The sequence below is a fragment of the Streptomyces sp. NBC_01116 genome, assembly GCF_041435495.1.
Classification (GTDB): Bacteria; Actinomycetota; Actinomycetes; order Streptomycetales; family Streptomycetaceae; genus Streptomyces.
Genome location: NZ_CP108644.1, coordinates 1299190 through 1321617, shown reverse-complemented (window position 1 = coordinate 1321617; position 22428 = coordinate 1299190). Strand labels below are relative to the sequence as shown.

Below are 22428 nucleotides of genomic sequence, written 5' to 3'. Positions count from 1 at the left end.
CGAGCGGGATGACGCCGATGCGCCGGGGCCGACGGCTCGCCGTCGACGTCGGGGACGCCCGGATCGGGGTCGCCTCGTGCGACCCCGACGGGATCCTGGCCACGCCGGTGGAGACCGTGCCGGGACGCGATGTCCCGGCCGCCCACCGGCGGCTCCGCCAGATCGTCGACGAGTACGAGCCGATCGAGGTCATCCTCGGCCTGCCGCGCTCCCTCGGCGGCGGCGAAGGACCGGCGGCCGTCAAGGTCCGGGAGTTCGCCCAGGTGTTCGCCCGCTCGATCGCACCCGTTCCGGTGCGGCTGGTGGACGAGAGGATGACCACAGTGACGGCCGCTCAGGGGATGCGCGCCTCGGGCGTGAAGTCCAAGAAGGGCCGGTCTGTCATCGACCAGGCTGCCGCTGTGGTGATCCTTCAGAACGCTCTGGAGTCCGAACGGGCGTCAGGCAATCCCCCGGGCGAGGGCGTCGAAGTGGTTGTCTGATCGCGATACGGTAACGTTCCGCGCGATGCGGCGGTGTTCGAACAAACACCGCACAGCGAAGCGAAGAGACGGAACGTCGTCTCGCGGCTCAAGGGGATCGATGACTGAGTATGGCCGGGGCCCCGGCTCCGAACCGTGGCATCCCGAGGACCCCTTGTACGGGGACCAGGGATGGGGAGGCCGGCAGGCCGCCCACGGCCAGGGCCAGTACGGCGACCAGCAGCAGTCTTTTCCGCAGGACCCGTACGCCCAGCAGCACCAGCAGGACCCTTATGCCCAGCAGCATCAGAACCACCAGCAGTACCCGCAGCAGCAGCCGTACGACCAGCATCAGCAGTACGGGCAGCAGCAGAGTCATCAGCAGCAGTACGGCACACCCCAGCAGGACCCGTACGCCCAGCAGCCGGATGCCCAGCCGCAGTACGACGGCGGTTGGGACTCCGGACAGCAGGCCGCCGTGCCGTACGGGGCCGAGCCCCAGGACCCGTACGCCCAGCAGCCCGGCGGCTACGACGGATCGCAGGACTACTACGGCACCCCTGAGGCCTACCCTCCGCCGCAGCCTCCGGGCCGCCGTGACGCCGCAGCCGAACAGCAGCAACACCAGCAGCGACAGTCGTCGACGGACTGGGACCCGGACGCGCCGCAGGAGGAGACGCACCCCTTCTTCACCGGTGCGGACGAATCGGCCGGCCGCGAGCCGCGCGACGACGATGACCCGGACGACGACGGATCGCGCGCCTCGCGCCGCGATCGCGGCGGCAGTGACCGCCGGGGCGGCAAGGGCAAGAAGAAGGGCCGCAGTGGCGTCGCCTGTCTGGTGGTCACCGTCGTCCTGGTCGGCGGCCTGGGCGGAGTCACCTACGTCGGCTACACCTTCTGGAAGAAGCAGTTCGGCGCTCCGGCCGACTACGCGGGGGCGGGCACCGACCAGGTCGAGGTCGAGATCCCCGAAGGGTCCTACGGCTACGACATCGCCAACATCCTGCGCAAGAAGGGCGTCATCAAGTCCTCCGACGCGTTCGTCGCGGCGCAGAACGACAACCCCAAGGGCAAGTTGCTCCAGGCCGGCGTCTACCTCCTGAAGAAGGAGATGTCCGCCGCCAGCGCGATCGACCTGATGCTCGACCCCAAGAGCCAGAACGCCTTCGTGATCCCCGAGGGGACCCGCAACGTCACGATCTACGAGATGATCGACAAGCGGCTCGAGCTCAAGGAAGGCACGACGGCCGACATCGCCAAGACCAAGGCGGAGAGTTTCGGACTGCCCGACTGGGCGGATGACAATCCGGACGTGAAGGACCCGCTGGAAGGCTTCCTGTACCCGGCCGCCTATCCGGTCTCCAAGGGGTCGAAGCCCGAGGACGCGCTCAAGCGGATGGTCACGCGGGCGAACAAGGAGTACAAGAAGCTGGACCTGCCCGCGAGTGCGAAGAAGCTCGGTCTCAAGAACCCGTGGGAACTGATCACCGTCGCGAGCCTCGTACAGGTCGAGGGCAAGTACAAGCACGACTTCGACAAGGTCTCACGCGTCGTCTACAACCGTCTCAAGCCGGGCAACATGGAGACGGTCGGGCGGCTCGAATTCGACTCCACGGTCAACTACATCAGAGGTCAGAGCACCCTGGACATCGGTGCGGTCGACGAGGTCCGGAAGATCGACGACCCGTACAACACGTACAAGATCATCGGCCTGCCCTCGGGCCCGATCAGCAATCCCGGCGCGGACGCCCTGCACTCGGCGATGAACCCCGAGCCGGGCCCCTGGTACTACTTCGTCTCGATCAACGAGGACAAGACGGTCTTCGCCGAGACCAACGAGGAGCACGAGAAGAACCGGCGGGAGTACGAAGAAGGGAAGTCCGGCCAGTGAGTGAGCCTCGCCGGGCCGCCGTCCTCGGCTCGCCCATCACCCACTCCCTCTCCCCGGTCCTGCACCGCGCCGCGTATGCCGAGCTGGGCCTCGACGACTGGTCCTACGACCGGTTCGAGGTCGACGAGGCGGCGTTGCCGGGCTTCGTCGCGGGGCTGGACGCCTCCTGGGCCGGGCTGTCGCTGACCATGCCGCTCAAGCGGGCGGTCATCCCGCTGCTCGACGAGATCAGCGCGACGGCCGCATCGGTGGAGGCCGTCAACACGGTCGTGTTCACCGAGGACGGCCGGCGGGTCGGCGACAACACCGACATCCCCGGCATGATCGCCGCCCTCCGGGAGCGCGGCATCGACAAGGTCGACTCCGCGGCGGTCCTCGGCGCCGGAGCCACCGCCTCCTCCGCGCTCGCCGCACTCTCCGCGGTCTGCGCCGGACCCGTGACGGCGTACGTGCGCGGCCCCGGGCGCGCGGAGGAGATGCGGGCCTGGGGAGAGCGGCTCGGCGTCGACGTGGTGATCGCCGACTGGGCGGACGCCGCAGCGGCACTGGCCGCGCCGCTCGTCGTCGCCACCACCCCGGCCGGCGCCACCGACGCCCTGGCCGGATCGGTGCCGACGGCCCCGGGCATCCTCTTCGACGTGCTGTACGAGCCGTGGCCCACCGCGCTCGCCGCCGCCTGGTCGGCGCACGGCGGGGCCGTCGTCGGCGGACTCGACCTCCTCGTGCACCAGGCGCTGCTCCAGGTCGAGCAGATGACCGGCCGTGTCCCGGCACCGCTGGCCGCCATACGCCAGGCCGGAGAAGCCGCGCTCGCGGCCCGCTGACGGGCCCGCCGACCGGCGCCGCCCGTCCGTCTGCTGGACCGGCGGCCGGATCGTGCCCCCGGTCGTGGGAGGATCAAAGGCGGCGGGCCAGGGCCGCGCACCCGGTGGCGCCGTTGGATTTCAGGCGCGAGCATGAGGAGCACCGTTGAGCAGGTTGCGCTGGCTGACCGCGGGGGAGTCGCACGGCCCCGCACTGGTGGCGACGCTGGAGGGCCTTCCCGCCGGCGTCCCGATCACCACGGAGATGGTGGCGGAGGCGCTGGCCCGGCGACGGCTCGGTTACGGCCGCGGCGCGCGGATGAAGTTCGAGAAGGACGAGGTCACCTTCCTCGGCGGCGTACGCCACGGCCTCACCATGGGCTCCCCGGTCGCCGTCATGGTCGGCAACACCGAGTGGCCCAAGTGGGAGCAGGTCATGTCGGCCGACCCGGTCGACCCCGACGAGCTGTCCCAGCTGGCCCGCAACGCTCCGCTGACCCGCCCCCGGCCCGGCCACGCCGACCTCGCGGGGATGCAGAAGTACGGCTTCGACGAGGCCCGCCCGGTCCTGGAGCGCGCCAGCGCCCGGGAGACCGCCGCGCGCGTGGCCCTCGGGGCCGTCGCCCGCTCCTACCTCAAGGAGACCGCGGGCATCGAGATCGTCAGCCATGTCGTCGAGCTGGCCGCCGCCAAGGCGCCGTACGGGGTCGTTCCCGTCCCCGCCGACGTCGAGAAGCTGGACGCCGACCCGGTCCGCTGCCTGGACGCCGACGCGTCCAAGGCGATGGTGGCCGAGATCGACCAGGCCCACAAGGACGGCGACACCCTCGGCGGAGTCGTCGAGGTGCTGGCGTACGGCGTGCCCGTCGGGCTCGGCTCGCACGTGCACTGGGACCGGCGCCTGGACGCCCGGCTCGCCGCGGCCCTCATGGGCATCCAGGCCATCAAGGGTGTCGAGGTCGGCGACGGCTTCGAGCTGGCCCGGGTCCCCGGCTCCAAGGCGCACGACGAGATCGTCGCCACCGAGGACGGCATCAGGCGCACCTCGGGCCGTTCCGGCGGTACCGAGGGCGGTCTCACCACCGGTGAGCTGCTGCGCGTCCGCGCCGCGATGAAGCCCATCGCGACCGTGCCGCGCGCCCTGGCCACCGTGGACGTCGTCACCGGCGAGGCCACCAAGGCCCACCACCAGCGCTCCGACGTCTGCGCCGTCCCGGCCGCGGGCATCGTCGCGGAGGCCATGGTCGCCCTCGTCCTGGCCGACGCGGTCGCGGAGAAGTTCGGCGGCGACAGCGTCCCCGAGACCCACCGCAACGTCCGGTCGTACCTCGACCACCTCCAGATCCGATGAGCGGCCCCCTGGTCGTCCTCGTCGGACCGATGGGCGCCGGCAAGTCCACCGTCGGCGAGCTGCTCGCCGCCCGGCTCGGCACCACCTACCGGGACACCGACGCGGACGTCGTCGCCGAGGCGGGCAAGCCGATCGCGGAGATCTTCTACGACGAGGGCGAGGAGCACTTCCGCGCCCTGGAGCGCCGGGCCGTCGAGGCGGCCGTCGCCGGGCATCCGGGCGTCCTCGCCCTGGGCGGCGGGGCCGTCCTGGACGCGGCGACCAGGAAGCTGCTGGCCGGCCGGCCGGTCGCCTACCTCTCCATGGACGTGGACGAGGCCGTCCGCCGCGTCGGTCTCGGTGCCGCCCGCCCGCTGCTCGCGGTCAACCCGCGCCGGCAGTGGCGCGAGCTGATGGACGCCCGCCGCCCCCTCTACGAAGAGGTCGCCCGGACCGTCGTCGCCACCGACGAGCACACCCCCGAAGAGGTCGCCCAGGCGATCATCGACGCACTGGAACTGCCGGAGGGCCACGCCGCCCCCGGCGTGGAGAACACCGGCATGACGCAGCAGGGTCCCACCCGCATCCAGGTCGCAGGCTCCGCGGGCTCCGACCCGTACGAGGTCCTCGTCGGCCACCAGCTCCTGGGCGAGCTGCCCCAGCTGATCGGCGACCGCGCGCGACGCGTCGCCGTACTGCACCCGGAGGCGCTGGCCGAGACCGGTGAGGCGGTCCGCGAGGACCTCGCGGCCCAGGGGTACGAGGCCATCGCCATCCAGCTGCCGAACGCCGAGGAGGCCAAGACCGTCGAGGTCGCCGCCTACTGCTGGAAGGCGCTCGGCCAGACCGGCTTCACCCGCACCGACGTCATCGTCGGCATCGGCGGCGGCGCCACCACGGACGTCGCCGGGTTCGTCGCGGCCAGCTGGCTGCGCGGGGTGCGCTGGATCGCGATCCCGACCACCGTGCTCGGCATGGTCGACGCGGCCGTCGGCGGCAAGACCGGCATCAACACCGCCGAGGGCAAGAACCTCGTCGGCGCCTTCCATCCGCCCACCGGGGTCCTCTGCGACCTCGCCGCGCTGGACTCGCTGCCGGTCAACGACTACGTCTCCGGCATGGCCGAGATCATCAAGGCCGGGTTCATCGCCGACCCGGTCATCCTGGACCTGGTCGAGGCCGACCCCGAGGGTGCGCGCACCCCGGCCGGGCCGCACACCGCCGAGCTGATCGAGCGCTCCATCCGGGTCAAGGCCGAGGTCGTCTCCAGCGACCTCAAGGAGTCCGGACTCCGCGAGATCCTCAACTACGGTCACACCCTGGCCCACGCCATCGAGAAGAACGAGCGCTACAAGTGGCGCCACGGCGCGGCCGTCTCCATCGGCATGGTCTTCGCCGCCGAGCTGGGCAGGCTCGCCGGACGCCTCGACGACGCCACCGCCGACCGGCACCGCAGCGTCCTCGCGTCGGTGGGCCTGCCGCTCGCCTACCGCGGCGACCAGTGGCCCAAGCTGCTGGAGAACATGAAGGTCGACAAGAAGTCGCGGGGTGACCTGCTGCGCTTCATCGTCCTCGACGGCATCGGCAAGCCCACCGTCCTGGAGGGCCCCGACCCGGCCGTGCTGCTCGCCGCCTACGGGGAGGTCTCCGCGTGACCCGCAGGGTCTTCGTCCTGAACGGCCCCAACCTCGGACGGCTCGGGTCGCGCGAGCCCGACGTCTACGGGGCCACCTCCTACGCCGGACTCGTCGAGAGCTGCACGACCCTCGGCAAGGAGCTCGGCTTCGACGTGGAGGTGCGGGAGACCAACGACGAGGGCGAGCTGATCCGCTGGCTCCACGAGGCGGCGGACGGATCGATTCCGGTCGTTCTCAACCCGGGCGCCTTCACGCACTACTCGTACGGCATGCGGGACGCGGCCGCCCAGCGCACCGCCCCGCTGATCGAGGTGCACATCTCCAACCCGTACACCCGCGAGGAGTTCCGGCACACGTCCGTGGTCGCCGCGGTGGCCACGGGCACGGTGGCCGGGTTCGGCATCGGCTCCTACCGGCTCGCCCTGCGCGCCCTGGCCGACGAACTGACGGACTGACACCACACGCGATGCCCGTCCGCCCTCCGCGCGGCCGACGGGCACTTCGCACCCTCCCGGGCCGTTCACCCCGAGACGGCCCGGGAAGGTACGGTGGCCGTCCCATCAGCGTCAGTTGCAGTTACGAGACGGAGTGGCACCGGATGCAGCACGCAGTGGGGGCCCCGCTGCCGCCGCCCCACGGCCCCGGCATCGGGCACGTCGGCCGGCCGTACCAGGCCCAGCACCCCGGCCCGCCCCCGATATCCCCGCCGCCCGGCCAGGCCCCGCCTCCGCCCGGGCAGGCGCTCCCGGCTCCCGGCCAGGCCCCGCCTCCGCCGGCCCAGGGCCGCCCGCAGCAGCCGCCCGCCCCCGGCCAGGCCCCGCAGCCCGGCTGGAGCGGCACCGGACCCACGCCGCCGCCCGCCGGGCAGGCCACCGGGCACACCGGGCACGTCCAGCTGCCCCCGGGCGGCCCCGTTCCGCTGCCCGCACCGCCCGCCGAGGCCGGCACCGGCGGCGCCACGCTCGCCGTCCTGCTCATCGGCCCCGCCGGGGCGGGCAAGACCACGGTCGCCAAGCTCTGGGCGGCCCGCCGCCGGGTGCCCACCGCCCACGTCTCCCTCGACGACGTCCGCGAATGGGTCCGCTCCGGCTTCGCCGATCCGCAGGCCGGCTGGAACGACCACTCCGAGGCCCAGTACCGGCTGGCCCGCCGCACCTGCGGCTTCGCCGCCCGCAACTTCCTCGCCAACGGCATCTCCTGCATCCTCGACGACGCCGTCTTCCCCGACCGCCCGGTCGTCGGCCTCGGCGGCTGGAAGCGCCACGTCGGCCCCGGCCTGCTGCCCGTGGTCCTGCTGCCCGGCCTGGAGATCGTCCTGGAGCGCAACGCCGCCCGCAGCGGCAACCGCAGGCTCTCCGACGAGGAGGTCGCCCGCATCCACGGCCGGATGGCCGGCTGGTACGGCTCCGGCCTCCCGATCATCGACAACTCCACGTACGACGTCGAGACCACCGCCCGGGTCCTGGACGACGTGCTGGCCCGCTCGATCGCGAGCCCGCCCGCCTGGTAGCCGTCGGGAGCCCCGTCCGGGCGGAAGGCCCTCCCGGCGGCGGCCGACCGCGCGCGGCCCCCGGTCGGATGCGCTGACCGGGCGGCGAGCCGCCCCCGCTCGTACGCTCGAACCATGTCAGAGGTGCACGCCGTCCGACGCGGGCTGCTCCGCGACCGGTGCGCCGCCGCGGGCTCCGCGGCCGCCCTGGTCTCCCGCCCCGCCAACGTCCGCTATCTCGCGGGCGGAGCGCCGCCCGGCGCCGTGCTGCTGCTCGGCCCCGGCGAGGACGTTCTGCTCTGCCCCCGCGCTCCGACCGGCGAACCCGCCCACGGGCGGCCCGACGAGGCGCTGCGGGTCGACCTCCTGCCCGCCCCGGACGGGGACCCGGTGGTCGCCGCCGCGGGGCTCGCCGCCACGGCGGGCGCGGATTCGCTCGCCGTGGAGGAGCACGACCTGACCGTGGCCCGGCACCGTGCCATGGGCAAGGCCGCCCCGCGCCTGAGGCTGGCCGATCTGGGCCTCACCGTGGAACAGCAGCGGATCGTCAAGGACGAGGAGGAGATCGGCTGCCTCCGGATCGCCGCCGAGATCACCGACCAGGCCCTCGGGGAACTCCTCGAATCGATCCTGGTCGGCCGCACCGAGCGGCACCTCGCGCTCGAACTGGAGCGCCGCCTGGTCGACCACGGGGCGGACGGGCCCGCCTTCGCCACCTCCGTGGCCACCGGCCCCAACTCCGGTCAGGGACGGCACCGGCCCTCGGACCGCAGGGTGGAGGAGGGGGATTTCCTCTCCGTCCGCCTCGGGGCGAGCTACCACGGCTACCGCTGCGAGATCGGCCGGACCTTCGTCATCGGCACCGCCCCCGCCGAGTGGCAGATCGAGCTCTACGACCTCGTTTTCGCCGCTCAGCGGGCCGGTCGGGAGGCCCTGGCGCCGGGGGCCGCCTACCGGGAGGTGGACCACGCCGCCCGGCATCGGCTGGAGTCGGCGGGGTACGGAGAGGGCCTTCAGCCGAGGACCGGGCATGGTGTGGGGCTCGAAATCGAGGAGGACCCGCAACTGGCACCGACAGCCATGGGTAAACTGGACGCTTGTGTGCCGGTCACCGTCGAACCGGGGGTCCACCTCCCGGGCCGGGGCGGTGTCCGGATCGATGACACGCTCGTCGTGCGCCCCGAGGCGGACGGCGGACCCGAGCTACTCACCATGACGACCAAGGAGCTGCTCGCGCTCTAGCGCGCATCCGCGGTCGTTCCACCAGCTTCAGTCCAGGAGATTCCGCAACCGTGGCTTCCACGAACGACCTCAAGAACGGCCTGGTGCTCAAGCTCGACGGAGGCCAGCTCTGGTCCGTCGTCGAGTTCCAGCACGTCAAGCCCGGCAAGGGCCCCGCCTTCGTGCGCACCAAGCTCAAGAACGTGCTCTCCGGCAAGGTCGTCGACAAGACGTTCAACGCCGGCGTGAAGGTCGAGACGGCCACCATTGACCGCCGCGACATGCAGTTCTCGTACATGGACGGCGAGTACTTCGTCTTCATGGACATGGACACCTACGACCAGCTCATGGTCGACCGCAAGGCCGTCGGCGACGCCGCCAACTTCCTGATCGAGGGCTTCACCGCCTCCGTCGCCCAGCACGAGGGCGAGGTGCTCTACGTCGAGCTGCCCGCCGCCGTCGAGCTGACGATCCAGCACACCGACCCGGGCGTCCAGGGCGACCGCTCCACCGGCGGCACCAAGCCCGCCACGCTGGAGACCGGTTACGAGATCGGCGTGCCGCTCTTCATCAGCACCGGCGAGAAGATCAAGGTCGACACCCGCTCGGGCGACTACCTCGGCCGGGTGAACAGCTAACCGTGGCTGCCCGGAACAAGGCCCGCAAGCGCGCCTTCCAGATCCTCTTCGAGGCCGACCAGCGCGGTGAGTCCGTGCAGAGCGTGCTCGCGGACTGGGTTCGGCTCTCGCGGACCGACGACCGTCAGCCGCCGGTCGGGGAGTTCACGATGGAGCTCGTCGAGGGGTACGCGCAGTACGCGGACCGGATCGACGACCTCATCGTCACCTACGCCGTGGACTGGGAGATCGACCGCATGCCGGTCGTCGACCGGAGCATCCTGCGGCTCGGTGCCTACGAGCTGATCTGGATGGACGAGACCCCGGACGCCGTGGTGATCGACGAGGCCGTCCAGCTCGCCAAGGAGTTCTCCACCGATGACTCCCCGTCCTTCGTGAACGGCCTGCTGGCCCGTTTCAAGGACCTCAAGCCGAACCTCCGCCGGGAGCAGTAGCCCCGGCCGCGACGGTTCGGTCGCACACACCACGAAGGGCCCGCGGTCAGCCGACCGCGGGCCCTTCGGCGTGCCCGGAGCGCGCGCCGGGCACGCCGTACCCGGCTACGTACCAGGCCGCGGGCGCGGGCACGGAAACGCCGGGTGGGCGGGGGCCCGAAGGTCCCCGCCCACCCGGCGGCACGTTTCTGCTGTGGGGTCCCGCCCCGCTCGCTCAGCCCTCGTCGTGGGAGACCGCGCGGCGCGCGTCCGCGTCCAGCACGCCCCAGCTGATGAGCTGCTCCGTCAGCACGGACGGCGACTGGTCGTAGATCACGGCGAGCGTGCGCAGGTCGTCCTGGCGGATCGAGAGCACCTTGCCGTTGTAGTCACCGCGCTGGCTCTGGATGGTCGCCGCGTAGCGCTGGAGCGGACCGGCCTTCTCCGGCGGGACGTGGGCGAGGCGCTCCAGGTCCAGGACGAGCTTCGGCGGCGGCTCGGCGGCCCCGCCCGGAGTCGTACCGGGCAGCAGCTCCTGCACGGGGACCCCGTAGAAATCCGCCAGCTCGGCGAGGCGCTGTACGGTCACGGCACGGTCGCCGCGCTCGTACGAACCGACCACGACGGCCTTCCAGCGACCCTGGGACTTCTCCTCCACGCCGTGGAGGGAAAGGCCCTGCTGGGTGCGGATGGCACGGAGTTTGGCCCCGAGCTGTTTTGCGTATTCGCTGGACATATGGCTCCCCGGACGCTGGAACAGTGTGCGGCTCCGCCGCGTGGCTGGTAACTCACTGTGAGGTTACGCAGCGTTACTTGGATGCGTCAAGCCGAATGGTCCGGACCGGCACCTCCCGGGGGCGGGGCCAGGGCCGAGCACAAGCCCTGGTAGCGTGGATGACGCAATTTCGACGTCCTTTAACGATCCGTCCCGTGAGGCGGAGAAGGAGGTCCGTTTCTTATGGACGCACAGCACGACCACACCGGCAACGCGGCACGCCCCGTTCTCGAGGCTCCCGACATCGCCCGTGTGCTGACCCGTATCGCCCACGAGATCGTCGAACGCGCCAAGGGCGCCGACGACGTGGTGCTGCTCGGCATCCCGACCCGGGGCGTCTTCCTCGCCCGCCGGCTGGCCGAGAAACTCCAGGAGATCACCGGCCGGAAGACGCCGGTCGGATCGCTCGACATCACGATGTACCGCGACGACCTGCGGATGCGCCCGGCGCGCGCCCTGGCCCGCACCGACATCCCCGGCGAGGGGATCGAGGGCAGCCTGGTCGTCCTGGTCGACGACGTGCTCTTCTCCGGCCGCACGATCCGCGCCGCCCTCGACGCGCTCGGCGACATCGGCCGCCCGCGCGCGGTGCAGCTCGCGGTCCTCGTCGACCGCGGCCACCGGGAACTCCCGATCCGCGCGGACTACGTCGGCAAGAACCTCCCCACGTCGCTGCGGGAGACGGTCAAGGTCCAGCTCGCCGAGGAGGACGGCCGCGACGCCGTGCTGCTGGGCGTCAAGCAGGCCGCCCCCGCGGACTCGCAGTAGCCCGAGCCCTCCCGTACGGCCTTTCGGGGACGTACGGCTGCTCGTCCGCGCGCCCGCATGCCTGAAACTCCCTCCAGCAACCCGGAGAACCCCCAGATGAAGCGTCACCTCATCTCGGCCGCCGACCTCACCCGCGACGACGCCGTCCTGATCCTCGACACCGCCGAGGAGATGGCCCGGGTCGCGGACCGGCCGATCAAGAAGCTCCCCACCCTCCGCGGCCGTACCGTCGTCAACCTCTTCTTCGAGGACTCGACCCGCACCCGCATCTCCTTCGAGGCGGCCGCCAAGCGGCTGTCCGCCGACGTCATCAACTTCTCCGCCAAGGGCTCGTCCGTCTCCAAGGGCGAGTCCCTGAAGGACACCGCGCTGACCCTGGAGGCGATGGGCGCCGACGCCGTCGTCATCCGGCACGGCGCCTCCGGAGCCCCCTACCGGCTCGCCACCTCCGGCTGGATCGACGGGGCCGTGGTCAACGCCGGGGACGGCACCCACGAGCACCCCACCCAGGCCCTGCTGGACGCCTTCACGATGCGCCGCCGGCTCGTCGGCGCCGACGCCGGGCTCGGCCGCGACCTGGACGGCCGCCGCATCACGATCGTCGGCGACATCCTGCACAGCCGCGTCGCCCGCTCCAACGTCCACCTGCTCACCACGCTCGGCGCGCACGTCACCCTGGTGGCCCCGCCGACCCTGGTCCCCGTCGGCGTCGAGAAGTGGCCCTGCGACGTCAGCTACAGCCTCGACGACGTGCTGGCGAAGTCGGACGCGGTGATGATGCTGCGTGTGCAGCGTGAACGGATGAACGCCGCGTACTTCCCGACCGAGCGCGAGTACTCCCGCCGCTACGGCCTGGACGGCGAGCGCATGGCGAAGATGCCCGAGCACGCCATCGTCATGCACCCCGGCCCGATGGTCCGCGGCATGGAGATCACCGCCGAGGTCGCCGACTCCGACCGCTGCACGGTCGTCGAGCAGGTCGCCAACGGGGTCTCCATCCGCATGGCCGTGCTCTACCTGCTGCTCGGCGGCTCCGACACCGCACTGTCCGCCGCCCCCGCCCGTACCGAGGAGAACAAGTAACCATGAGCAAGATCCTTATTCGCGGCGCGCGGATCCTCGGCGGCGAGCCCGGGGACGTACTGATCGACGGCGAGACCGTCACCGAGGTCGGCACCGGCCTCGACGCCGCCGGCGCCACCGTGATCGAGGCCGAGGGACAGATCCTGCTGCCCGGCCTGGTCGACCTGCACACCCACCTGCGCGAGCCCGGCCGCGAGGACTCCGAGACCGTCCTCACCGGCACCAGGGCCGCGGCCGTCGGCGGCTTCACCGCCGTGCACGCGATGGCCAACACCTTCCCCGTCGCCGACACCGCCGGCGTCGTCGAGCAGGTCTGGCGCCTCGGCAAGGAGTCCGGCTACTGCGACGTGCAGCCCGTGGGCGCCGTCACCGTCGGCCTGGAGGGCAAGCAGCTCGCCGAGCTCGGCGCGATGCACGACTCCGCCGCCGGGGTGAAGGTCTTCTCCGACGACGGCAAGTGCGTCGACGACGCGGTGATCATGCGCCGCGCCCTGGAGTACGTGAAGGCCTTCGACGGCGTCGTCGCCCAGCACGCCCAGGAGCCCCGCCTCACCGAGGGCGCCCAGATGAACGAGGGCATCGTCTCCGCCGAACTCGGGCTCGGCGGCTGGCCCGCCGTCGCCGAGGAGTCGATCATCGCCCGCGACGTCCTCCTCGCCGCCCACGTCGGCTCCCGCGTCCACATCTGCCACCTCTCCACCGCCGGCTCCGTGGAGATCGTCCGCTGGGCCAAGTCCAAGGGCTGGGACGTCACCGCCGAGGTCACCCCGCACCACCTCCTCCTCACCGACGAGCTGGTCCGCACCTACAACCCGGTCTACAAGGTGAACCCGCCGCTGCGCACCGAGGCCGACGTGCTGGCCCTGCGCGAGGCGCTCGCCGACGGCACGATCGACTGCGTCGCCACCGACCACGCCCCGCACCCGCACGAGGACAAGGACTGCGAGTGGGCCGCGGCCGCCATGGGCATGGTGGGCCTGGAGACCGCGCTCTCGGTCGTCCAGCAGACGATGGTGGACACCGGCCTGATGGACTGGGCGGGCGTCGCCGACCGCATGTCCTTCCGCCCCGCGGCCATCGGACGGCTCGAAGGACACGGCCGCCCCGTCTCGGCGGGTGAGCCCGCCAACCTCACGCTGGTCGATCCGGCATACCGTGGAGCCGTGGACCCCGCGGGCTTCGCGTCCCGCAGCCGCAACACCCCCTACGAGGGCCGTGAGCTGCCGGGCCGCGTCACCCACACCTTCCTGCGGGGCCGTGCCACGGTCGTCGACGGGAAGCTCGCGTGACAACTCTGACCCCCCTGTACCACCTGGCCGCCGAGCAGAAGTCGGCGGAAGTGACGGACTGGGCCGCCCGCATCGCGTGGGTGATCGGCCTGTTCGTCTTCATCGCCCTCGTCTACTGGCTGATGCGCCAGGGCTGGAAGTGGCGCGCCAGCCTCCAGTCGGACCTGCCGGAGCTCCCGGCCACTCCCGAGGGCTTCGCCGACGACGAGACGCTGCTGACGCTTCAGGGGCGCTACCACGCCTCCACCACCGCCGGACAGTGGCTCGACCGGATCGTCGCGCACGGCCTCGGCACCCGCAGCCGCACCGAGCTCACGCTCACCGCCCGCGGCCTGGACGTCGTACGCCCCGGCGCGGCCGACTTCTTCATCCCGGCCGACGCCCTGCGCGAGGCCCGCCTCGACAAGGCGCTCGCGGGCAAGGTCCTCCCCGAGGGCGGCCTGCTGATCATCACCTGGGCGCACGGCGAGACGCTGATCGACTCCGGCTTCCGCTCCGACCACGCCGCCGAGCACCAGGCCTGGGTCGACGCCGTCAGCCGGCTCACCGGCGCACCGGCCACCACCGAACTCACCAGCACCACTACGGAAGGCACCGCACGATGACGATCTCCACCCGGGGGGCCCAGACCCCCGCCGTACTCGTCCTGGAGGACGGTCGCGCCTTCCGCGGCCGTGCCTACGGGGCCGTGGGGGAGACCTTCGGCGAAGCGGTGTTCTCCACCGGCATGACCGGCTACCAGGAGACGCTGACCGACCCCTCGTACCACCGCCAGGTCGTCGTCATGACGGCCCCGCACGTCGGCAACACCGGCGTGAACGACGAGGACCCCGAGTCCGGCCGCATCTGGGTCTCCGGCTACGTCGTCCGCGACCCCGCCCGCAAGCCCTCCAACTGGCGCTCGCAGCGCTCGCTGGACGAGGAGCTGGCGGCGCAGGGCGTCGTCGGCATCAGCGGCGTCGACACCCGCGCCCTCACCCGCCACCTGCGCGAGCGCGGCGCGATGCGCGTCGGGATCTTCTCCGGCCACGCGATCCCCGACGAGGGCACGCTCCTCGCCCGGGTCCGCCAGGCCCCCGAGATGACCGGCGCCGACCTCTCCGCCGAGGTCGCCACCAAGGAGGCGTACGTCGTCCCCGCGATCGGCACGAAGAAGTTCACCGTCGCCGCGATCGACCTCGGCATCAAGGGCATGACCCCGCACCGGATGGCCGAACGCGGCATCGAGGTGCACGTGCTGCCCGCCACCGCCACCCTGGAAGAGGTGTACGCGGTCCGGCCCGACGGCGTCTTCTTCTCCAACGGCCCCGGCGACCCGTCCACCGCCGACCACCCGGTCGCCCTCATGCGCGGCGTCCTGGAGCGGTCCACGCCGCTCTTCGGCATCTGCTTCGGCAACCAGATCCTCGGCCGCGCGCTCGGCTTCGGCACCTACAAGCTGAAGTACGGCCACCGCGGCATCAACCAGCCGGTGCAGGACCGCACCACCGGCAAGGTCGAGGTCACCGCGCACAACCACGGCTTCGCCGTCGACGCCCCGCTGGACAAGGTCTCCGACACGGAGTTCGGCCGCGCCGAGGTCTCCCACGTCTGCCTGAACGACCAGGTGGTCGAGGGACTCCAGCTCCTGGACCGGCCCGCCTTCAGCGTCCAGTACCACCCCGAGGCGGCCGCGGGCCCGCACGACGCCGCGTACCTCTTCGACCGCTTCGTTTCCCTGATGGAGGGCCAGCGTGCCTAAGCGCTCCGATATCCAGTCCGTCCTGGTCATCGGCTCCGGTCCGATCGTCATCGGCCAGGCCGCCGAGTTCGACTACTCCGGCACCCAGGCCTGCCGCGTCCTCAAGGCCGAGGGCCTGCGCGTCATCCTGGTGAACTCCAACCCGGCGACGATCATGACCGACCCGGAGATCGCCGACGCCACCTACGTCGAGCCGATCACCCCCGAGTTCGTCGAGAAGATCATCGCCAAGGAGCGCCCCGACGCGCTCCTGCCCACCCTCGGCGGCCAGACCGCGCTGAACACCGCGATCTCCATGCACGAGAACGGTGTCCTGGAGAAGTACGGCGTCGAGCTGATCGGCGCCAACGTCGAGGCGATCAACAAGGGCGAGGACCGCGACCTCTTCAAGGGCGTCGTCGAGGCCGTCAAGCAGAAGATCGGATACGGCGAGTCCGCCCGCTCCGTCATCTGCCACACCATGGACGACGTCATCGCCGGCGTCGACACCCTCGGCGGCTACCCCGTCGTCGTCCGCCCCTCCTTCACCATGGGCGGCGCCGGCTCCGGCTTCGCCCACGACGAGGAGGAGCTGCGCCGCATCGCCGGACAGGGCCTCACGCTCTCCCCGACCACCGAGGTCCTCCTGGAGGAGTCCATCCTCGGCTGGAAGGAGTACGAGCTGGAGCTGATGCGCGACCGGAACGACAACGTCGTGGTCGTCTGCTCCATCGAGAACTTCGACCCGATGGGCGTCCACACCGGCGACTCCATCACCGTCGCCCCGGCGATGACGCTCACCGACCGCGAGTACCAGCGGCTGCGCGACGTCGGCATCGCGATCATCCGCGAGGTCGGCGTCGACACCGGCGGCTGCAACATCCAGTTCGCCATCGACCCCACCGACGGCCGGGTCATCGTCATCGAGATGAACCCGCGCGTCTCCCGCTCCTCGGCGCTCGCCTCCAAGGCCACCGGCTTCCCGATCGCCAAGATCGCCGCCAAGCTGGCCGTCGGCTACACCCTGGACGAGATCCCCAACGACATCACCGAGAAGACGCCGGCCTCCTTCGAGCCGACCCTCGACTACGTCGTCGTCAAGGCCCCGCGCTTCGCCTTCGAGAAGTTCCCCTCCGCCGACTCCACCCTCACCACCACCATGAAGTCGGTGGGCGAGGCCATGGCGATCGGCCGGAACTTCACCGAGGCCCTCCAGAAGGCCCTGCGCTCCCTGGAGAAGAAGGGCTCGCAGTTCGCCTTCACCGGCCCGGTCGGCGACAAGGCCGAGCTGCTCGCGGAAGCGGTCCGCCCCACCGACGGCCGCATCAACACCGTCATGCAGGCGATCCGGGCCGGAGCCACCCAGGAGGAGGTCTTCGACTCCACGAAGATCGACCCCTGGTTCGTCGACCAGCTCTTCCTGATCAAGGAGATCGCCGACGAGCTGGCCTCCGCCGAACGCCTGGACGCCGACCTGATCGCCGAGGCCAAGCGGCACGGCTTCTCCGACGCCCAGATCGGCGAGATCCGCGGGCTGCGCGAGGACGTCGTCCGCGAGGTCCGGCACGCGCTCGGCATCCGCCCGGTCTACAAGACGGTCGACACCTGCGCCGCCGAGTTCGCCGCGAACACGCCGTACTTCTACTCCTCCTACGACGAGGAGAGCGAGGTCGCGAGCCGCACCAAGCCGGCCGTGATCATCCTCGGCTCGGGGCCCAACCGCATCGGCCAGGGCATCGAGTTCGACTACTCCTGTGTGCACGCCTCCTTCGCCCTGAGCGACGCGGGCTACGAGACCGTCATGGTCAACTGCAACCCGGAGACCGTCTCCACCGACTACGACACCTCCGACCGGCTCTACTTCGAGCCGCTCACCCTGGAGGACGTCCTGGAGATCGTGCACGCCGAATCGCTGGCGGGCCCGATCGCCGGTGTCATCGTGCAGCTCGGCGGCCAGACCCCGCTCGGCCTCTCGCAGGCGCTCAAGGACAACGGCGTGCCCGTCGTCGGCACCTCCCCGGAGGCCATCCACGCCGCCGAGGACCGCGGCGCCTTCGGCCGGGTCCTGGCCGAGGCCGGACTGCCCGCGCCCAAGCACGGCACCGCCACCACCTTCGGCGAGGCCAAGGCCATCGCCGACGAGATCGGCTACCCGGTCCTGGTCCGCCCGAGCTACGTGCTCGGCGGGCGCGGCATGGAGATCGTGTACGACGAGACGCGCCTCGCCTCGTACATCTCCGAGTCCACCGAGATCAGCCCCACCCGGCCGGTCCTGGTCGACCGCTTCCTCGACGACGCCATCGAGATCGACGTGGACGCCCTCTACGACGGCACCGAGCTGTACCTCGGCGGCGTCATGGAGCACATCGAGGAGGCCGGCATCCACTCCGGCGACTCGGCCTGCGCCCTGCCCCCGATCACCCTCGGCGGCTACGACATCAAGCGGCTGCGCGCCTCCACCGAGGGCATCGCCAAGGGTGTCGGCGTGCTCGGACTGATCAACATCCAGTTCGCGCTCTCCGGCGACATCCTCTACGTCCTGGAGGCCAACCCGCGCGCCTCCCGCACGGTCCCCTTCACCTCCAAGGCGACCGCCGTACCGCTCGCCAAGGCCGCCGCCCGCATCTCGCTGGGCGCGACCATCGCCGAGCTGCGCGCGGAGGGCCTGCTGCCGAGGACCGGAGACGGCGGCACCCTGCCGCTGGACGCGCCGATCTCCGTCAAGGAGGCCGTGATGCCGTGGTCCCGCTTCCGCGACATCCACGGCCGGGGCGTCGACACGGTCCTCGGCCCGGAGATGCGCTCCACCGGCGAGGTCATGGGCATCGACTCGGTCTTCGGCACGGCGTACGCCAAGTCGCAGGCCGGCGCGTACGGCCCGCTGCCCACCGAGGGCCGCGCGTTCATCTCGGTCGCCAACCGCGACAAGCGCTCGATGATCTTCCCGGCCCGCGAGCTGGTCGCCCACGGCTTCGAGCTGATGGCCACCTCCGGCACCGCCGAGGTCCTCAAGCGCAACGGCATCAACGCCACCGTCGTGCGCAAGCAGTCCGAGGGCACCGGCCCGAACGGCGAGAAGACCATCGTCCAGCTCATCCACGACGGCGAGGTCGACCTCATCGTCAACACGCCGTACGGCACCGGCGGCCGGCTCGACGGCTACGAGATCCGCACCGCGGCCGTCGCCCGCGCCGTACCGTGCCTGACCACGGTCCAGGCGCTCGCCGCCGCCGTCCAGGGCATCGACGCCCTCAACCACGGCGACGTCGGGGTCCGTTCCCTCCAGGAACACGCGGAACACTTGATCGCGGCCCGCGACTAGGGCCCGGAGAGGGGGACACCGTCGAACGGTGTCCCCCTCTTTGCGAGCCCCGTCGAGCCCTGTCGAGCCCACCGAGCACCAAGGACACCACCCCATGTACAAGCTCTTCTTCCGGCTGGTCTTCAAGCGGATGGACCCCGAGCAGGCCCACTACGCCGCCTTCCGCTGGATCCGCCTCGCCGCCCGCGTCCCGGTCCTGCGCACCTTCGTCGCCGCCGCCCTCGCCCCGCGCTTCGAGGAGCTGCGCACGGAGGCCCTCGGCCTGCGGATGCACGGCCCCTTCGGTCTCGCCGCCGGCTTCGACAAGAACGCGATCGCGATCGACGGCATGGCGATGCTCGGCTTCGACCACATCGAGATCGGCACCGTCACCGGCGAGCCGCAGCCCGGCAACCCCAAGAAGCGCCTCTTCCGGCTGGTCGCGGACCGCGCGCTGATCAACCGCATGGGCTTCAACAACGAGGGCTCCGCCGCCGTCGCCGCCCGTCTGGCCGCCCGCAACCCCGTCTTCCGCACCACGGTCGGCGTCAACATCGGCAAGACCAAGGCCGTCCCGGAGGCCGAGGCCGCCGCCGACTACGTGAAGTCCACCGAAGCCCTCGCCGGCCACGCCGACTACCTGGTCGTCAACGTCTCCTCGCCCAACACCCCCGGCCTGCGCAACCTCCAGGCCACCGAGTCGCTGCGCCCGCTGCTCACCGCGGTGCGCGAGGCCGCCGACCGCACCGTCACCACCCGGCGCGTCCCGCTGCTCGTCAAGATCGCCCCGGACCTCGCGGACGAGGACGTCGACGCCGTCGCCGACCTCGCCGTGGAGCTGGGCCTGGACGGCATCATCGCCACCAACACCACCATCGCCCGCGAGGGCCTGGGCCTGAGGTCGGCCCGCGACCTGGTGGCGGAGACCGGCGGACTGTCCGGCGCGCCGCTCAAGGAGCGCTCGCTGGAGGTCCTGAGCCGCCTGTACGCCCGCGTGGGGGACCGGATCACGCTGGTGGGCGTCGGGGGCGTCGAGAACGCGGAGGACGCCTGGCAGCGCATCCTCGCCGGAGCCACCCTCGTCCAGGGCTACAGCGCCTTCATCTACGAAGGCCCCTGCTACGCCCGCGCGATCCACAAGGGCCTCGCCGCCCGGCTCGCCGCCTCCCCGTACGCCACCCTCGCCGAGGCCGTCGGCGCCGAGACCCGGAAGAAGGCCGCCCTGTGACCCCCGAACCCTTCGGCGCCCGGCTGCGCCGTGCCATGGACACCCGCGGGCCGCTCTGCGTCGGCATCGACCCGCACGCCTCCCTGCTCACCTCCTGGGGCCTCGACGACGACATCGCCGGCCTGGAGCGCTTCACCCGGACCGTCGTGGAGGCGCTGGCCGACCGGGTCGCCGTCCTCAAGCCGCAGTCCGCGTTCTTCGAGCGCTTCGGCTCGCGCGGCGTCGCCGTCCTGGAGAAGGCCGTCGCGGAGGCACGGTCCGCCGGGGCGCTCGTCCTGATGGACGCCAAGCGCGGCGACATCGGCTCCACCATGGGCGCCTACGCGGCGACCTACCTGGACCAGGACTCGCCGCTCTTCTCGGACGCGGTCACCGTCTCCCCGTACCTGGGCTTCGGCTCGCTGCGCCCGGCACTCGACGCCGCCGCCGCGTCCGGCGCGGGCGTCTTCGTCCTCGCCCTCACCTCCAACCCGGAGGGCGCCGAGGTCCAGCGGGCCACGGCGGCCGACGGCCGCTCGCTCGCCCAGCTGATGCTCGACCACATGGCCGCCGAGAACGCGGGGGCCGCTCCGCTCGGCTCGGTCGGCGCGGTGGTCGGCGCGACGCTCGGCGACGCCGGGGTGGACCTGGCGATCAACGGACCGCTCCTCGCCCCCGGCATCGGCGCCCAGGGGGCGACCCCGGCGGATCTTCCGGCGGTGTTCGGCGAGGCGGTGGGCAACGTGGTGCCCAGCGTGAGCCGGGGCGTGCTGCGCCACGGCCCGGACGTGTCCGGGCTGCGCGAAGCGGCCGAACGGTTCGCGGACGAGGTCCGCGGCGCCGTATCCGGCAGTTGACCCTGACACGTTTACAGCGCGTTGACGAATTACTGACCAGAAACCTGGTCGATATGTCGGGAAAATCCTGGTCGGCCACAGCTGACCAGGACTTTTCGTCTGTTCTCGCTGACTACAGCGGCCCTTGGCGCTAGTCTCCGTCGAAGAGCGGCCGAGCACAGTGTGCTCGGCTCTCACCTGGTGGGGTGGCGTCCAGCTTCCCCGCCGGTCCGTATCCGACAGATCGACATCCGAGGTGACGTAGGCGTGGCTCTTCCGCCCCTTACCCCTGAACAGCGCGCAGCCGCGCTCGAAAAGGCCGCCGCGGCTCGCCGGGAGCGGGCCGAGGTCAAGAATCGACTCAAGCACTCCGGCGCTTCCCTCCACGAGGTCATCAAGCAGGGCCAGGAGAACGACGTCATCGGGAAGATGAAGGTCTCCGCACTGCTGGAATCCCTTCCGGGCGTCGGCAAGGTCCGCGCCAAGCAGATCATGGAGCGTCTCGGCATCTCCGAGAGCCGCCGGGTCAGGGGTCTTGGCTCCAATCAGATCGCATCCCTGGAGCGTGAGTTCGGCGGCAGCCCCGCCTGACGTTCTCAGGCACTCCTGAGAGCGGGGATAATCGCCCCATGGCTGCAACATCCCGGGGGACGTCCCCCGTACCCCCGGACGTACGTCCGCGGCTGACCGTGCTCTCCGGCCCCTCAGGGGTCGGCAAGAGCACGGTCGTCGCTCATATGCGCACCGTGCACCCCGAGGTCTGGCTCTCCGTGTCGGCGACGACACGCAAGCCGCGCCCCGGGGAGCGCAACGGTGTGCACTACTTCTTCGTGGACGACGAGGAGTTCGACAAGCTCGTCGCCAACGGCGAACTGCTGGAGTGGGCCGAGTTCGCGGGCAACCGTTACGGCACGCCCCGCCGCGCCGTGCTCGACCGCCTGGAGGCCGGTGAACCGGTCCTGCTGGAGATCGACCTCCAGGGCGCCCGGCTGGTCCGCCAGTCGATGGGCGACGCGCGGCTGGTCTTCCTGGCCCCGCCGAGCTGGGACGAGCTGGTGCGCCGGCTCACCGGCCGGGGCACCGAGGCGCCCGAGGTCATCGAGCGCCGGCTCGCCGCCGCGAAGGTGGAACTGGCCGCCGAGGCCGAGTTCGATACGACGCTCGTCAACACCTCCGTCGAGGACGTGGCGCGTGAGCTGCTAACGTTGATGCTTCAGGCCTAGATCTCCATGATCGTGTCAGATCCTGTTGATCTTTGATCTACATCCCCTTCGGAAGGCAGAGAGTGTCCTCTTCCATCACCACGCCCGAGGGCATCATCAACCCGCCGATTGATGAGCTCCTCGAAGCCACCGACTCGAAGTACAGCCTGGTGATCTACGCGGCCAAGCGCGCCCGTCAGATCAACGCGTACTACTCGCAGCTCGGTGAAGGCCTCCTCGAGTACGTCGGTCCGCTCGTCGACACCCACGTGCACGAGAAGCCGCTCTCGATCGCACTCCGCGAGATCAACGCGGGCCTGCTGACCTCCGAGGCCATCGAGGGCCCCGCGCAGTAACGCAG

At 71.3% G+C, this 22428-nt stretch carries 22 protein-coding genes; 21 read left to right on the top strand and 1 reads right to left on the bottom strand.

From position 1 onward, the window contains the following. The first annotated feature begins 8 nt into the window (after positions 1-8). The 10 genes from ruvX (at position 9) to nusB (ending at position 9907) form a co-directional block, all read left to right on the top strand. Entirely contained in the window at positions 9-482 is a 474-nt protein-coding gene (gene ruvX, locus OG245_RS05540; RefSeq protein WP_371627813.1) for a Holliday junction resolvase RuvX, read from the top strand. A 100-nt stretch (positions 483-582) separates the two neighbouring features. Beyond that, entirely contained in the window at positions 583-2355 is a 1773-nt protein-coding gene (gene mltG / locus OG245_RS05535; protein ID WP_371622427.1) for an endolytic transglycosylase MltG, read from the top strand. Next, entirely contained in the window at positions 2352-3179 is an 828-nt protein-coding gene (locus tag OG245_RS05530; protein WP_371622426.1) for a shikimate dehydrogenase, read from the top strand. The genes mltG and OG245_RS05530 overlap by 4 nt, the downstream gene beginning before the upstream one ends. Positions 3180-3324: 145 nt before the next feature. Beyond that, a complete protein-coding gene (aroC, locus tag OG245_RS05525; RefSeq protein WP_371622425.1) occupies positions 3325-4509 on the top strand; it encodes a chorismate synthase in 1185 nt (394 codons plus the stop codon). Beyond that, positions 4506-6143, top strand: a complete 1638-nt coding sequence (gene aroB, locus OG245_RS05520; RefSeq protein WP_371622424.1) for a 3-dehydroquinate synthase — start codon at positions 4506-4508, stop codon at positions 6141-6143. The genes aroC and aroB overlap by 4 nt, the downstream gene beginning before the upstream one ends. Continuing rightward, positions 6140-6580: a type II 3-dehydroquinate dehydratase gene (gene aroQ / locus OG245_RS05515; protein WP_371622423.1), complete on the top strand. Its 441-nt coding sequence runs from the start codon at positions 6140-6142 to the stop codon at positions 6578-6580. The genes aroB and aroQ overlap by 4 nt, the downstream gene beginning before the upstream one ends. A 143-nt stretch (positions 6581-6723) precedes the next feature. Beyond that, on the top strand, positions 6724-7635 hold the full coding sequence (locus OG245_RS05510; protein ID WP_371622422.1) for a Pro-rich N-terminal domain-containing protein: 912 nt from the start codon (positions 6724-6726) through the stop codon (positions 7633-7635). Positions 7636-7749: 114 nt separating this feature from the next. Next, complete coding sequence (locus tag OG245_RS05505; protein WP_371622421.1) at positions 7750-8856, top strand: M24 family metallopeptidase; 1107 nt, start codon at positions 7750-7752, stop codon at positions 8854-8856. 50 nt (positions 8857-8906) lie between these two features. After that, a complete protein-coding gene (efp, locus tag OG245_RS05500; protein WP_007453234.1) occupies positions 8907-9473 on the top strand; it encodes an elongation factor P in 567 nt (188 codons plus the stop codon). Between the two features lie 2 nt (positions 9474-9475). Beyond that, a complete protein-coding gene (gene nusB, locus OG245_RS05495) occupies positions 9476-9907 on the top strand; it encodes a transcription antitermination factor NusB (RefSeq protein ID WP_007453233.1) in 432 nt (143 codons plus the stop codon). A 214-nt stretch (positions 9908-10121) separates the two neighbouring features. Here nusB and bldD read toward each other — a convergent pair whose 3' ends face one another. Next, the gene (gene bldD / locus OG245_RS05490; RefSeq protein ID WP_003970358.1) at positions 10122-10622 is read right to left on the bottom strand and encodes a transcriptional regulator BldD; all 501 of its coding nucleotides are present in this window, start codon (positions 10620-10622) and stop codon (positions 10122-10124) included. A gap of 222 nt (positions 10623-10844) precedes the next feature. On the opposite strand from bldD, the gene pyrR reads away from it, so the two are divergent. The 11 genes from pyrR to rpoZ all read left to right on the top strand — a co-directional run bounded on the left by pyrR (position 10845) and on the right by rpoZ (position 22423). Continuing rightward, on the top strand, positions 10845-11429 hold the full coding sequence (gene pyrR, locus OG245_RS05485; protein WP_371622420.1) for a bifunctional pyr operon transcriptional regulator/uracil phosphoribosyltransferase PyrR: 585 nt from the start codon (positions 10845-10847) through the stop codon (positions 11427-11429). Positions 11430-11525: 96 nt separating this feature from the next. Continuing rightward, on the top strand, positions 11526-12512 hold the full coding sequence (locus tag OG245_RS05480; protein WP_047175695.1) for an aspartate carbamoyltransferase catalytic subunit: 987 nt from the start codon (positions 11526-11528) through the stop codon (positions 12510-12512). Between the two features lie 2 nt (positions 12513-12514). Further along, positions 12515-13801, top strand: coding sequence for a dihydroorotase (locus tag OG245_RS05475; RefSeq protein WP_371622419.1), 1287 nt, complete (start codon positions 12515-12517; stop codon positions 13799-13801). Further along, on the top strand, positions 13798-14406 hold the full coding sequence (locus tag OG245_RS05470; protein ID WP_371622418.1) for a hypothetical protein: 609 nt from the start codon (positions 13798-13800) through the stop codon (positions 14404-14406). Before OG245_RS05475 ends, OG245_RS05470 begins: the two co-directional genes overlap by 4 nt. Further along, positions 14403-15542: a glutamine-hydrolyzing carbamoyl-phosphate synthase small subunit gene (gene carA / locus OG245_RS05465; protein ID WP_371622417.1), complete on the top strand. Its 1140-nt coding sequence runs from the start codon at positions 14403-14405 to the stop codon at positions 15540-15542. Before OG245_RS05470 ends, carA begins: the two co-directional genes overlap by 4 nt. After that, the gene (carB, locus tag OG245_RS05460) at positions 15535-18843 is read left to right on the top strand and encodes a carbamoyl-phosphate synthase large subunit (RefSeq protein WP_371622416.1); all 3309 of its coding nucleotides are present in this window, start codon (positions 15535-15537) and stop codon (positions 18841-18843) included. The genes carA and carB overlap by 8 nt, the downstream gene beginning before the upstream one ends. Positions 18844-18937: 94 nt before the next feature. After that, complete coding sequence (locus OG245_RS05455; protein ID WP_371622415.1) at positions 18938-20050, top strand: quinone-dependent dihydroorotate dehydrogenase; 1113 nt, start codon at positions 18938-18940, stop codon at positions 20048-20050. Next, positions 20047-20886 (top strand): orotidine-5'-phosphate decarboxylase, encoded by an 840-nt coding sequence (pyrF, locus tag OG245_RS05450; protein WP_371622414.1) that lies wholly within the window; start codon positions 20047-20049, stop codon positions 20884-20886. The genes OG245_RS05455 and pyrF overlap by 4 nt, the downstream gene beginning before the upstream one ends. A 246-nt stretch (positions 20887-21132) precedes the next feature. Further along, the gene (locus tag OG245_RS05445; RefSeq protein WP_003970367.1) at positions 21133-21456 is read left to right on the top strand and encodes an integration host factor; all 324 of its coding nucleotides are present in this window, start codon (positions 21133-21135) and stop codon (positions 21454-21456) included. Between the two features lie 38 nt (positions 21457-21494). Then, positions 21495-22088: a guanylate kinase gene (gmk, locus tag OG245_RS05440; RefSeq protein WP_371622413.1), complete on the top strand. Its 594-nt coding sequence runs from the start codon at positions 21495-21497 to the stop codon at positions 22086-22088. Positions 22089-22150: 62 nt separating this feature from the next. Beyond that, complete coding sequence (rpoZ, locus tag OG245_RS05435; RefSeq protein ID WP_003970369.1) at positions 22151-22423, top strand: DNA-directed RNA polymerase subunit omega; 273 nt, start codon at positions 22151-22153, stop codon at positions 22421-22423. Positions 22424-22428 lie beyond the last annotated feature (5 nt).